Annotated in this window: 10 protein-coding genes; 6 read left to right on the top strand and 4 right to left on the bottom strand. The window is 71.7% G+C overall.

Features of this window, described 5'->3' with window-relative positions:
- Window positions 1-46: 46 nt before the first annotated feature.
- From ET526_RS10910 to ET526_RS10885, 6 genes are all read left to right on the top strand, one after another.
- Window positions 47-1,042, top strand: a complete 996-nt coding sequence (locus ET526_RS10910) for an ABC transporter ATP-binding protein (protein WP_456305113.1) — start codon at window positions 47-49, stop codon at window positions 1,040-1,042.
- On the top strand, window positions 1,042-2,058 hold the full coding sequence (locus ET526_RS10905) for an ABC transporter ATP-binding protein (protein WP_135467725.1): 1,017 nt from the start codon (window positions 1,042-1,044) through the stop codon (window positions 2,056-2,058). Before ET526_RS10910 ends, ET526_RS10905 begins: the two co-directional genes overlap by 1 nt.
- A gap of 35 nt (window positions 2,059-2,093) precedes the next feature.
- On the top strand, window positions 2,094-2,882 hold the full coding sequence (locus ET526_RS10900; protein ID WP_135467724.1) for an enoyl-CoA hydratase/isomerase family protein: 789 nt from the start codon (window positions 2,094-2,096) through the stop codon (window positions 2,880-2,882).
- A 4-nt stretch (window positions 2,883-2,886) separates the two neighbouring features.
- Window positions 2,887-5,061 carry an acetate--CoA ligase family protein gene (locus ET526_RS10895; RefSeq protein WP_135467723.1) on the top strand — a complete coding sequence of 725 codons (2,175 nt, stop codon included), beginning with the start codon at window positions 2,887-2,889 and terminating at the stop codon, window positions 5,059-5,061.
- The gene (locus tag ET526_RS10890; protein ID WP_204623598.1) at window positions 5,058-6,662 is read left to right on the top strand and encodes an ABC transporter substrate-binding protein; all 1,605 of its coding nucleotides are present in this window, start codon (window positions 5,058-5,060) and stop codon (window positions 6,660-6,662) included. The genes ET526_RS10895 and ET526_RS10890 overlap by 4 nt, the downstream gene beginning before the upstream one ends.
- 185 nt (window positions 6,663-6,847) lie before the next feature.
- Complete coding sequence (locus ET526_RS10885; RefSeq protein ID WP_240048358.1) at window positions 6,848-7,735, top strand: endonuclease/exonuclease/phosphatase family protein; 888 nt, start codon at window positions 6,848-6,850, stop codon at window positions 7,733-7,735.
- 16 nt (window positions 7,736-7,751) lie between these two features.
- On the opposite strand, the gene ET526_RS10880 is transcribed toward ET526_RS10885, so the two are convergent.
- From ET526_RS10880 to ET526_RS10865, 4 genes are all read right to left on the bottom strand, one after another.
- Window positions 7,752-8,915, bottom strand: a complete 1,164-nt coding sequence (locus ET526_RS10880; protein WP_135467721.1) for an aminotransferase — start codon at window positions 8,913-8,915, stop codon at window positions 7,752-7,754.
- Window positions 8,916-8,952: 37 nt separating this feature from the next.
- Window positions 8,953-10,158 carry a CaiB/BaiF CoA transferase family protein gene (locus ET526_RS10875; RefSeq protein ID WP_135467720.1) on the bottom strand — a complete coding sequence of 402 codons (1,206 nt, stop codon included), beginning with the start codon at window positions 10,156-10,158 and terminating at the stop codon, window positions 8,953-8,955.
- A 67-nt stretch (window positions 10,159-10,225) separates the two neighbouring features.
- A complete protein-coding gene (locus tag ET526_RS10870; RefSeq protein ID WP_135467719.1) occupies window positions 10,226-11,296 on the bottom strand; it encodes an ABC transporter ATP-binding protein in 1,071 nt (356 codons plus the stop codon).
- Entirely contained in the window at window positions 11,293-13,044 is a 1,752-nt protein-coding gene (locus ET526_RS10865) for an ABC transporter permease (protein ID WP_135467718.1), read from the bottom strand. Before ET526_RS10865 ends, ET526_RS10870 begins: the two co-directional genes overlap by 4 nt.
- Between the last annotated feature and the right edge of the window lie 29 nt (window positions 13,045-13,073).

Here is a 13,073-nt window from a genome sequence, read left to right as displayed (position 1 = left end):
GTTGGCGACAGGAGCGGAGGCGGCGCCGGCGCCCGCGGCGGAGCCGGTGCTGGCTGTGGAGGACCTGCAGACCTACTTCTACACGCGGCGCGGCCTGCTGAAGGCGGTGGACCGGGTCTCCTTCTCCGTCGGCGCCGGCGAGACGCTGGCCATCGTGGGCGAATCCGGCTGCGGCAAGAGCATCACCGCGCTTTCCGTCATGCGCCTGGTGCCGAGCCCGCCGGGGCGCATCGTCGGCGGTTCGGTGCGGCTGCGCGGGCGCGACCTGCTGCGCCTCTCCGAGGAGGAGATGCGCCAGATCCGCGGCAACGAGATCTCCATGATCTTCCAGGAGCCGATGACCTCGCTGAACCCGGTGCTGACCATCGGCAATCAGATCAGCGAGGCGCTGATCCTGCACCAGGACGTGTCCAGGAAGGCGGCGATGGAGCGCGCGGTCGAGATGCTGCGCCTGGTGCGGATCCCGGAGCCGGAGCGGCGCGCGCGCGAATACCCCCACCAGCTCTCGGGCGGCATGCGCCAGCGGGCGATGATCGCCATGGCGCTCGCCTGCAACCCCAAGGTGCTGCTGGCGGACGAGCCGACCACGGCGCTCGACGTCACCATCCAGGCGCAGATCCTGGAGCTGATCCTCGAGCTGCAGCAGCGGCTCGGCACGGCGGTGGTGCTGATCACCCACGATCTCGGCGTGGTGGCGGAGACGGCGCAGCGCGTCATCGTCATGTACGCCGGCCGCAAGGTGGAAGAGGCGGACGTCACCTCCCTCTTCGACGAGCCGCTGCACCCCTACACCCGGGGCCTGATGGGCTCGATCCCCCGCCTCGACATGCCGGAGACCGGCACCAAGGGCGCCGACCGGCTGCAGGAGATTCCCGGCATGGTGCCGCCGCTGAACGCGCTGCCGCCCGGCTGCGCCTTCGCGCCGCGCTGCGCCATGGCCACCGAGAAGTGCCAGGCCGAGTACCCGCCCTACCGCGAGCTGCGGCCCGGCCACTGGTCGGCCTGCTGGCATGCGGAGCGGCTCATGGCGGGAGGCGCGTGATGTCCGGAAGCCTGCTGCAGGAACGGCGGCCCGGAGGCGGCGCCAACCTCGCCGCCGAGCCGGTGCTCGAGGTGAAGGAGCTGAAGAAGCACTTCCCCGTCCGCAAGGGCATCCTCAGGCGCACCGTCGGCCATGTCTATGCCGTGGACGGCGTCAGCTTCTCGATCGCGCAGGGCGAGACGCTCGGCCTCGTGGGCGAGAGCGGCTGCGGCAAGTCCACGGTCGGGCGCGCGGTCATGCGCCTGGTCGAGCCGACGTCGGGCCGGATCCGCCTGAACGGGCACGACATCACGCGCCTGTCCAAGGCCGAGATGCGGCCGCACCGGCGCGAGATGCAGATCATCTTCCAGGATCCCTACTCCTCGCTCAATCCGCGCATGCCGGTGGGGCGGATCGTGGGCGAGCCGCTCTACGTGCACGGCATCGGCACCGCGAAGGAACGGGAGGAGCGGGTCGCGGCGCTCTTCGAGCGCGTCGGGCTGCGCGCGGCGCAGATGAAGAACTATCCGCACGAATTCTCGGGCGGACAGCGCCAGCGCATCGGCATCGCCCGCGCCCTCACGCTCGACCCGAAGCTGATCATCGGCGACGAGCCGGTCTCCGCGCTCGACGTCTCGATCCAGGCGCAGGTGATCAACCTGCTGATGGACCTGCAGCAGGAGAAGCGCCTCTCCTATCTGTTCATCGCCCACGACCTCGCGGTGGTGAAGCACATAAGCCACCGCATCGCGGTGATGTATCTCGGCCGCATCGTCGAGCTGGCCGACACGCGGACGCTGTTCACCGACCCGCAGCACCCCTACACCGAGGCCCTGCTCGCGGCGGTGCCGGTGCCGAACCCGCGGCAGAAGCGCAAGCGGCGCATCCTGCAGGGCGACGTGCCGAGCCCGATCCGCCCGCCGCCGGGCTGCCACTTCCACACCCGCTGCCCCTACGCCGAGGAACGCTGCCGGCGCGAGGTGCCGGTGGCGAAGGAAGTCGCCCCCGGCCACGTCGTCGCGTGCCACCTGCGTTAGCCCATGCACCTTCCACCCACAGCGCGAGTCCTTCCATGAACGAGAGCGGGCAGTTCACCAGCATCGGCGTCGCCGCCAAGGGGCATGTCCTCACCGTCGAGATCCGCCGGCCGCCGCACAATTTCTTCGACGTGCAGATGATCCGGGAGATCGCCGCCGCCTTCGAGGCGGCGGACGCCGACCCCGCCATCCGCGCCCTCGTGCTGGCGGCGCAGGGCAAGGCGTTCTGCGCCGGCGCCGACTTCTCGCGCCGCGACGAGCAGGGGAACGAGCCGCGCACGGGCGCGCAGAAGCACCTTTACAAGGAGGCGATCCGGCTGTTCCGCACCCGCAAGCCGGTGGTCGCCGCGGTGCAGGGGCCGGCGATCGGCGGCGGCCTCGGCCTCGCCTGCATGGCGGATTTCCGGGTGGCCTGCCCGGAGGCGCGCTTCAGCGCCAACTTCACCCGCCTCGGCTTCCATCCCGGCTTCGGGCTGACCGCCACTCTGCCGCGCCTGGTCGGCGCGCAGCAGGCGGCGCTGCTGTTCTACACCAGCCGGCGCATCAACGGCGAGGAGGCGGTGCGCATCGGCCTCGCCGACATGCTGGTGCCGCTCGAGGAGGTGCGGGGAGCGGCGGAGGCGCTGGCGACGGAGATCGCACAGTCGGCGCCGCTCGCAGTTTTGTCCACCCGCGAGACGGTGCGCCGCGGCCTCGCCGACGCGGTGGAGGCGGCGACGGAGCGCGAACTCGTCGAGCAGGAATGGCTGCGCCGCACCGAGGATTTCCGCGAGGGCGTGAAGGCCATGGCCGAGCGGCGGCTGCCGGACTTCGCGGGGCGCTAGGGCGATGCCGGACCTGGACGCGCTGCTGGCGCCGCGAAGCATCGCCATCATCGGCGCCTCCCCGGACACGACGATCATCCGCGGGAAGATCCAGCACGTGCTCCAGGCGCGCGGCTTCCCCGGCCCGGTTCATCCCATCAGCCGCAGCCACGCCGAGATCCAGGGCCGCAGGGCCTATCGCAGCATCGCCGAGGTGCCGGAGCGGGTGGACCTCGCCGTCGTCGTCATCCCCGCCGCCGCGGTGCCGGAGGCGCTGGAGGAGTGCGGCCGGGCCGGCGTGAAGGCCGCCTACATCATCAGCTCCGGCTTCGCGGAGGAGGCGAGCGAGTCGGGGCCGGCGCTGCAGCGGGCGGTGCGCGAGATCGCCGCCCGCTACGACATGGCGGTGTGCGGCCCGAACGCCGAAGGCTTCTTCAACGCCCCGGCGCAGGTGGTCGCCACCTTCAGCCCGGCGGTCGAGGACTACGCGCAGCCCCTGCTGCCGGACGTCACGCGGGGCCGGCGCATCGCCGTGGCGGCGCAGAGCGGCGGCATCGGCTTCGCCTTCTTCCACCGTGGCCGGCCGCGGCAGCTCCGCTTCGAGGTGCTCGCCAGCACCGGCAACGAGGCGGCGCTCGAGGGCTTCGACCTGGTCGAGCACCTGATCGACGCCGACCGCGCCGACATCTTCCTCCTCTATCTGGAGGCGGTGCGGAATCCGCAGACCTTCCTGCGCGCCGCCACCAAGGCGGCCGAGCGCGGCAAGCCGCTGATCGTCGCCAAGATGGGCCGCTCGGAGGTGGCGCGCCGCGCCGCGGCCTCGCACACCGGCGCGCTGGCCGGCTCGGACGCCGCCTATGAGGCGGTGTTCCGCCGCCACGGCGTCATCCGCGGCGAGGACATGGACCAGATGCTCGACATCGCGGCGGGCTTCGCCTTCTGCCCGCTGCCGAGGGGACGGCGCGTCGCCGTCATGTCGGGCTCGGGCGGCGCCGCGGTGTGGATGGCGGAGACGCTGGTCGCACACGGGCTGGAGGTCCCGCCGCTCGACGAGGCGACGCGGCGCGAGATCGCGGCGCTGATGCCTTCCTACGGCACGGCGGCGAATCCGGTAGACCTCACTGCGGGGGCGATCGGCAAGGTGGGCTACGCGCATGTGGTCGGCATCCTGCAGCGCTCGCCGGTCGTCGATGCCGTGGTGATCGTCGGCTCCGTCGCCAACGCGCATCGGCTGCGCGAGGACCAGGAGAAGCTGGCGCAGGTCGCCTCCCATCCCGAGAAGCCGGTGCTGTTCTGCGCTTACACGCGGGCGGTGCAGGAGGCGGTGGATCTGGCGGCGGCGTGCGGCGTGCCGATCTTCACCAGCATGCCGAACTGCGCCCGGGCGATCCGTGCCATGGCCGACTACCGACGGTTCCGAGAAGGTCTGGGCGCGCGCCTCCCGGAGCCGACACCGCCCCCCGCGGCCGGGGTCGGGGAGCGGCTGCGCGGGGCGGGGCGGATCCTCTGCGAGCACGAGGCGAAGGAATTGCTCGAGGCCTACGGGGTGCCGCGCCCGCCCGAGAGCCTGGCCGCCGGCCCGGAGGAGGCGGCCGCGGTCGCGGCGCGCCTCGGCTTCCCTGTGGCGCTGAAGATCCAGTCCCCGGAGATCCCGCACAAGACCGAGATCGGCGGCGTGGCGCTGAACCTCGCCTCGGCGGAGGCGGTGCGCGCCGCCTGCCGCGACATGCTGGAACGCGCCCGCGCCGCCCGCCCGGATGCCACGATCCGCGGCGTGCTGGTGCAGAGGATGGCGCCGCCCGGCCAGGAGATCATCCTCGGCGTCAGCCGCGACCGGGATTTCGGGCCGATGCTGATGGTCGGCCTGGGCGGCATTCATGTCGAGGTGCTGCGCGACGTCGCCTTCGCTCCCGCGCCCCTCGGCGCGGAGGAGGCGCGGGCGCTGCTGGCCGGACTGAAGGGCGCGGCGCTGCTGAAGGGGGTGCGCGGCGCGCCACCGGCCGATGTCGAGGCGCTGGTCGGGCTGATGGTGCGGCTCGGGCGCTTCGCCGGCGACTTCGCCGAGGATATCGAGGAAATAGACCTCAACCCCGTGATCGTTCATCCTGCCGGAGAGGGGCTGACGGTCGTGGATGCCCTGGTGGTCCGCAGGGAGGAGCGGAACCGGGCGAAGCAGAGCAGGGAGGAAACGGAGCAATGACATCCTTCATCGGCAAGCTGGCCCTCGGGGCCATGCTGGGCTCGGTCCTCGTGATGAGCGTGGCCTCGGCCCAGACCAGGGGCGGGACCTTGCGGATCTACCACCGCGATAGCCCGCCCAGCGCCTCGATCCATGAGGAGGCGACGATCTCCACCGCCGCGCCCTTCATGGCCGTGTTCAACAACCTCTTCGTGTTCAACCAGCACTCCGAGACGGCGAGCCCGGACGACATCGTGCCCGAGCTCGCCACCGAGTGGCGCTGGAACGAGGACAACACCAGACTCACCCTGCGTCTGCGCGAGGGGGTGAAGTGGCATGACGGGAAGCCCTTCACCAGCGCCGACGTGAAGTGCACCTGGGACACGATCCGCGGCGAGCGGAACGCCGGCTGGCGGAAGAACGTGCGCCGGCCCTGGTATTTCAACCTGCAGGACGTGACCACCAACGGCGATCACGAGGTCACCTTCCATCTGGGCCGGCCGCAGCCCTCCTTCATCAGCTTCCTCGCCACCGGCATGTCGCCGGTCTATCCCTGCCACGTGGACGGGCGGGTGATGCGCCAGCGACCGATCGGCACGGGGCCGTTCCGCGTGGTGGAGTTCCGGCCGAACTCGCATATCCGCCTGGCGCGCAACCCCGACTACTGGAAGCCGGACCGGCCCTTCCTCGACGCGATCGAGTGGCGGATCATCCCGAGCCGCTCCACCCGCATCCTCGCCTTTACCGCCGGCGAGTTCGACATGACCTTCCCCTGGGACGTGACAATCCCGCTGGTGCGCGACGTGCGCAGCCAGGCCCCGACGGCGCAGTGCGAGGTGAAGCCCTCCAACGTCGCCGCCCAGCTCCTGATCAACCGCGAGGCAGAGCCCTTCAACAGGCCCGAGGTCCGGCGCGCCGTGGCGCTGACGCTCGACCGCAACGCGTTCAACACCATCCTCGGCGAGGGCCAGCTCGCGCTTGGCGGGGTGATGCTGCCGCCACCGCACGGGCAGTGGGGGCTGACGGCGGAGGATCTGGCCGAGGCCGGCGTTCCCGGCTACGGCAACAATGTCGAGCAGAACCGGGAGGAGGCGCGCCGGATCATGGGCGGGCTCGGCTACGGCCCGAACAACCCGCTGCGCATCAAGGTCTCGACCAGGGACATCGCGATCTACCGCGACCCCGCCGTGATCCTCATTGATCACCTGAAGCACGCCTTCATCGAGGCCGAGCTGGAGATCCATGACACCACGGTGTGGTACACCGTCATGGCACGGCGCAATTTCTCCCTCGCCATGAACCTGGTGGGCCGCGGCATCGACGATCCGGATGTGGGCTTCTATGAGAGCTACGCCTGCGGCAGCGAGCGGAACTACGAGAACTACTGCAACGAGGAGATGCAGCGCCGCTTCGACGCCCAGTCGGCCGAGACGGATCCGCAGAAGCGCCTGCAGCTCGTGCGGGAAACCGACCTCGCGCTGCAGCAGGACATTGCGCGGCCGATGCTCTACCACACGGCGGGCGGCACCTGCTGGTATCCGCATGTCAAGGGTCTGACCATCGCCGGCAACAGCATCTACAACCACTGGCGTATGGAGGATGTGTGGCTCGATCGTAGATAGCGAGCCGCCCCGGGACGTCCCGCCGCGCCGGCGGGACGTCTCGGCCGCCGCTTCCGCCCGGCGGAAGCGGCCGGCCCCTTCACGAAGCGCTTGGATTGCCGACCGTCTGCCCCTAATTGCTGCCGGGCACGAACCCTGGCCGGCAACCCCGTGTCGCCTCGGCCTTTTCAGCCAGACGGATGACCTTGCAGCCCTTTCGCCTGCCGCGTCCCGACGCGTCGCCTGATCCTGGCCGAGCCGGCCGCCGCTTCCGCGTGCCCGGCGCGGCGGCACGCGACCTCCTCTGGGAGGCCAACCGCCCCGTCATCCGCCACGGTCCGTCGGGGGCGCGGCGGGAGGGCGACCTGCGGGTCGCCTCCTACAACATCCACAAATGCGTCGGCACGGATGGCCGTTTCGATCCCGGCCGCATCGCCGCCGTGGTGGGCGAGCTTCGCGCCGATCTCGTGGCGCTGCAGGAGGTGGACCGGCGCTTCGGGCGGCGCACCGGCCTGCTCGACATCGCGGCGATCGAGCGCGAGAGCGGCCTGGTGCCGCTGCGCGTCTCCGACCTGCCGGACGGGCTCGGCTGGCACGGCAACGGCCTGCTGGTGCGGCCCGGCACCAGGGCCCGGCTGCACCGCATGGCCCTGCCGGGGGCGGAACCCCGGGGCGCCGTGGTGGCCGAGCTGACGCTGCCCTGCGGCCGCGGCCCGATCCGGGTGGTGGCGGCCCATCTCGGCCTGCTGCGCCGCTGCCGCCTGCGCCAGGCCGCCTGCATTCTCGAGACCATTACCCAGGGTCCCGACATGCCGACCCTGCTGCTCGGCGACCTGAACGAGTGGCGCCCCGGCGGGCGTTCGGTGCTGCAGGCGCTGTCGCCGGTCTTCGGCCCGGTGCCGGATGGCCCGCCCAGCTTCCCCGCCCGGCTGCCGGTGCTGGCGCTCGACCGCATTCTCGGCTGCCGGCGCCTCGTGGTGGGGCCGGTGGAGGTGCATGACAGCCCGCTGGCCCGGGTCGCCTCCGACCACCTGCCCCTGAAGGCGTGGGTGCGGCTGGAAGCCGGGGCGACGGCGCTGGCCAGCGCCGCCTGAGCGCCCGGCCGCGGCGTCAGAGCGCCGCCAGCCGCTCCGGCACCGCCTCGATCGCCGCCTCCTCCACATTTGCGAAGGCGAGCCGCAGGTGCCGCTCCTGTCCGGGGCCGAAGAACGGGCCGGGCAGGCAGAGCAGCCCGCGCTCCACCGCCAGCCTTTCGGCCGCAGCCATCGCGCCGGGCGCTTCCTCGGGCAGGCGCAGATAGGCGAAATAGGCACCGAGCGCATCGAGCCGCCATCCCGGCAGGCGTTCCGCGGCGCGGCGGAACGCCGCCGCCCGCGCCGCCATGAGGAGGCGGTTCTCCTCCCGCCAGCCGCGCAGCGCCTCCACCGCCCAGGCGAGCGCTATCTGCGCCGCGCGGGGGGCGCAGATCTGCAGCGTGTCGAGCGCCTTCATCAGCTCCGCCCGGAAGCCGGGGCCGGCGAGGATGGCCCCCACCCTGTGCCCCGGCACGCAATAGGCCTTCGAGAAGGAGTAGAGCTGCACCACCCCCTCCCGCCAGGCGGGATCCCGGAACAGGGGGTGCGGCGGGTCCTCCCCGGCCGGCAGGAAGTCCCTGTAGGTCTCGTCCAGCACCAGCCAGGCACCGGCGGCGCGACAGAGCGCCGCGCAGCGCGCGATCACCGCCGGCGGGCAGGTGGCGCCGGTCGGATTGTTGGGCGAGACCAGGACCATCGCCCGCGCGCCCTCGCGCAGCAGCGCCGCCACGCGGTCCGGATCCGGCACGAAGCCGTCCTCGGCGCGGCAGGGGAGGGGAATGGCGCGGATGCCCTGCATGGCGAGGGCCATGCGATGGTTGAAATACCACGGGGTGGGCAGCAGCACGGCGTCGCCCGGCCCGGCCAGGACGGCCATGGTCATGGCGAAGGCGAGGTTGCCGCCGGCGGTGATGGCGACATCGCCGGCCCCGACCGGCGCGTCATAGGCGCGGGCGATGTCGGCGGCGAGCGCCTCGCGCAGCGCCGGCTCGCCGTCGATCGGCCCGTAGCCGGCGCTGGCGCGGCGTCCGGCCGCCTCCGCCAGGCGGGCGAGCAGCGCCGGATGCGGCGGATAGCCCGGCACCGCCTGGGTAAGGTCGAGCGGCGGCCCTGCCCTTCCGTCATAGGCGGCGGCCCAGGCGCGGGCAGTGGGGATCGGCGGCGCGTCCGTGGCGCGGATGTGGGGGGAGAGCGGGACCATGCCCCACCCTATCGCCCTTCCCGCCGCGCCTGAACCGTCAGCCGAGCCTGACCACGCCCCGCGCCGCCAGGTCGCGGATCGCCTCCTCCCCGTAGCCGAGCTCGGCGAGCAGCTCCGCGGTGTGCTCGCCGAGGCGCGGCGCGGGGCGGCGCACATCGGCGGGGGTCCTGGCGAAGCGCGTCGGGGGGCGGGCGTAGCGCAGCCTGCCCTCGCTCGGGTGCTGCATGGTCTGGAACATGCCGACCGCCTTCAGGTGCGGATGCTCCGGCACCTCGTCGAGGCGCGAGAAGGCGGTGGCGGGGATGTCCAGCTCCTCGCACAGCCGCAGCCATTCCGCGGTGGTGCGGGTGCGCGCGATCTCCGCCGTGGCCTCGTAGACCTTGTCGATGTTGGCGTTGCGCCTCACCGGGTCGTCCACGGCGAGCGCCTCGATCAGCTCCGGCCGCCCGGCGGCGGTGAAGAAGGCGCGCCAGTGCGCCGCGGTGTAGGGCAGCAGCGTCATCCACCCGTCCGCGGTCGGCACCGGCTTGCGGTGGCGCAGGCGCTTGTAGCCCGCCCCGCCCTCCGGCGGGTCGAAGGCGAGGCCGCCGAGATGCTCGACGCTGACGAAGGCGGTCAGCGTTTCGAGCATCGGCACCTCGACGAGCTGGCCCTCCCCGGTGCGCTCGCGGTGCAGCAGCGCGGCGAGGATGGCGGAGAGCAGCGCCATGCCGGTGATCTTGTCGGCGACCAGGGAGGGGACGAACATCGGCCGCCCCGCCTCCTCGCCCACGATGTCGGCAAGACCGCTCGCCGCCTGGATGATCTCGTCGAAGGCCGGGCGGGCGCGGTGCGGTCCGTCCTGTCCGAAGCCGGTGGCGACGGCATAGACCAGCCGCGGGTTCAGCGCCGCGCACTCCTCCCAGCCGAAGCCGGCACGCGCCATGCCGGCGGGGCGGATGTTGCTGGCCAGCACGTCCACGCGCGGGATCAGCCGGCGCAGCACCTCCGCCCCCTCGGGCTTTTTGATGTCGAGGCAGAGGGAGCGCTTGTTGCGGTTGATGCTGAGGAAGACCGAGGCCATGCCGCGATGGCGCGCGACGCCGGAGTTGCGCACCAGGTCGCCTTGCGGCGGCTCGACCTTGATGATGTCGGCGCCCCAGTCGCCCAGCATCTGCGTGGCGAAGGGGCCGAGCACCACGCCGGTGAGGTCGAGCACGCGGAGGCCCTTCAGCGGGCCGGTGGGCGGTGGCGTCGCGGTCATGGCTGTCGGCGCGGCTGCATGTCTCGGCCTTCCTCTGCGGCGGATGGGGCCGGCACGGCCCGTCCTGTCAGCTTATGGCGACGATCTGCGCGGGATCGAAGCGCACCCACACCGCCTCGCCCGGCTGGTGGCGCTGCGCAGGGGCGGCGGTGACGCGCAGCCTGGTGCCGCTGCCCTGCGGCACCACCACATAGTCCCAGTGCTCGCCGAGATAGGCGCACTCCACCACCTGCGCCGGCACCGAGACCCTGTCGCCGTCGTCCGGCGGCGGGGCGTGGTGCAGGGTGATGCTCTGCGGCCGCACCGAGAGCAGCACCCTCTCCCCCGGTCCCGCGGCGCTCTGCACCATGGCGGCAGGCAGCTCGAAGCCGTCGAGGCCGAGCCGGTCGCCGACCAGACGCGCCTCGAGAAAGTTGGTGCGCCCGATGAAGCCGGCGACGAAGCGCGTACGCGGCCGGTTGTAGAGCGAGAAGGGATCGTCCACCTGCTCGATCTTGCCGGCGTTCATCACCGCGATGCGGTCGGAGGTGACCATCGCCTCCGCCTGGTCGTGGGTGACGTAGACGGTGGTGATGCGGAACTCGTCGTGCAGGCGGCGGATCTCGAAGCGCATCTCCTCGCGCAGATTGGCGTCGAGGTTGGACAGCGGCTCGTCCAGCAGGAGGACGGAGGGCTTGACCACGATGGCGCGCGCCAGCGCCACGCGCTGCTGCTGCCCGCCTGAAAGCTCGGCCGGGTAGCGGCCGGCGAGGTGGGACATCTGCACCACCTCCAGGATCTCTCCGGTGCGGCGGCGCACCTCCTCCGCCGGCAGCTTGCGCAGCTTCAGGCCGAAGGAGACGTTCTCCGCCACCGTCATGTTCGGCCAGATGGCGTAGGACTGGAAGATCATGGACATGCGCCGCCGTTCGGGCGGCATCACCGCCTGCGGCGAGGAGAGGATCTCGCCGTCCATCTCGATCGTGCCGTCGGAGGGCGGGATGAAGCCCGCGATCATGCGCAGCGTGGTGGTCTTGCCGCAGCCCGAGGGGCCGAGCAGGGAGACGAACTCCCCTTCCTGCAGCGCCAGGTCCACGCCGTCCACCGCGGCGAAGCTGCCGAAGCGCCGGTGCAGGTTGCGCAGGACCAGCTTGCTCACTCGGAACTCCTCCGCAGCATGAAGTCGCGGCCGATCAGCCTCATGCCGATGCCGACGAAGACCAGGGTGATGACCAGCAGGATGCCGCCGAGCGCGGACAGTACCTCGAAATTGCCCTCCTCGCTCAGGTCGTAGAGAAGGACGGAGATGGTGCGGGTGTGCGGGCCGATCAGGAAGATCGCGGCGGAGAGCTCGCGTGTCGCCAGGATGAACACCAGCAGCCAGCCGCCGAGCAGCGCCTTCTTCAGCAGCGGCGCCACCACGGAGCGGATGGCGGTGAGCCGCCCGCCGCCGAGGATGCGCACCGCCTCCTCCATCTCCGGATGGATCATCTGCATCCCCGCCGCGCCGTTGGCGTAGGCGATCGGCAGGAAGCGCGTGGTGAAGGCGAGGATCATCAGCGTCGCCGTGCCGTAGAGCAGCAGCGGCGGCCCGGCATAGGCGGCGTAGAAGCCGATCGCCATCACGATCCCCGGGATGACGAAGGGCGCCATGCACAGGAAGGCGAGGGCGGTGCCGAAGGGCAGCAGGTTGCGCCGGACGACGTAGGCGATGGCGAGCGCCAGCGCCATCGCCAGCGTCGCCGAGGCGGCGGAGAAGACGAAGGTGTTGACGATCGCGCCGCGGGCGGCGTCGTGCCCGAACAGCAGAAACTCGTAATTGGCGAGCGTCAGGTTGTCGAGCGAGAAGCCGCGCCCCCAGGCCCTGGAGAAGGAGGCTTGGACCAGGGCGATCATCGGCGCCACCACCGAGAGCACGCAGACGACGACGCACCAGCCGAACAGCACCCAGCGCCAGGGACCGAGGTTGATGACCCGCCGCTCGCCGCCCTTGCCGGTCTGCGAGACGTAGCCCTTGCGCGACAGCAGCAGCTTCTGCAGCCCAATCAGCGCCGCGGTGATCAGCAGCAGCGGCATGGCGTAGGCGGCGGCCACCTCGGCGCGCACCGGCGCCTCGAAGAACTGCCAGAGCTGCGTCGTCACCACGTTGATGCGGGCCGGGATGCCGATGATCGCCGGCGTGCCGAACAGCGCGATGGTCTCGAGGAACACCAGGATGATGCCCGCGAGCATCATCGGCCAGACCAGGGGCAGCGTGACCTTCAGGGTGGTGGTCCAGGTGCCGGCGCCGAGGATGTTCGCCGCATCCTCCATCTCGGAGGAGATCAGGTCGAGCGCCGACTTGGTGAAGATGAAGATGAAGGGGTAGGAGTTCAGCGCGATGACCAGCGCCAGGCCCCAGAAGGTGTAGACGTTGACGAGGCTCGCCTCGGAGCCGGTGAGCAGGCTCCAGGTCTGATTGATCCAGCCGGAATTCGGCCCCGCCAGGAGGATCCAGCCGATGGCGCCGAGGTAGGGCGGGATGATGAAGGCGGCGAGCACGGTGAGCCAGGCGAAGCCGCGCCCCGGCATGTTGGTGCGCGAGCAGGCCCAGGCCATCGGCACCGCCATCACCGCGGAGATCGCGGCGGCGAGGGCGCCGAGCGCCAGCGAGTTCAGCAGCGCGTCCACGTAGCGCTGCCGCCCGTAGGCGGCGGCGTAGTTGGACAGGGTGAACTCACCCGTCCGGCGCGCCTGGAAGCTGGTGATCAGCAGTTCGGCGACCGGCCAGACGACCAGGAAGAACAGCGCGCCGACCAGCAGGAGCCAGAGCAGCGTCGCCGGCTCCAGGTAGCGGAGCCGGCGCAGCAGGCCGCCCGAGGGCGCGACCGGGCCCGCGGCGACCTTCGGAGCGACGGTGGTGCTCATGCTGCGGCTCCCGCCGGCCGGCCGTTCAG

Origin of the sequence: Crenalkalicoccus roseus, from assembly GCF_004761865.1 — a bacterium.
Classification (GTDB): domain Bacteria; phylum Pseudomonadota; class Alphaproteobacteria; order Acetobacterales; family Acetobacteraceae; genus Crenalkalicoccus; species Crenalkalicoccus roseus.
This window is presented reverse-complemented; position numbering and strand designations above follow the sequence as displayed.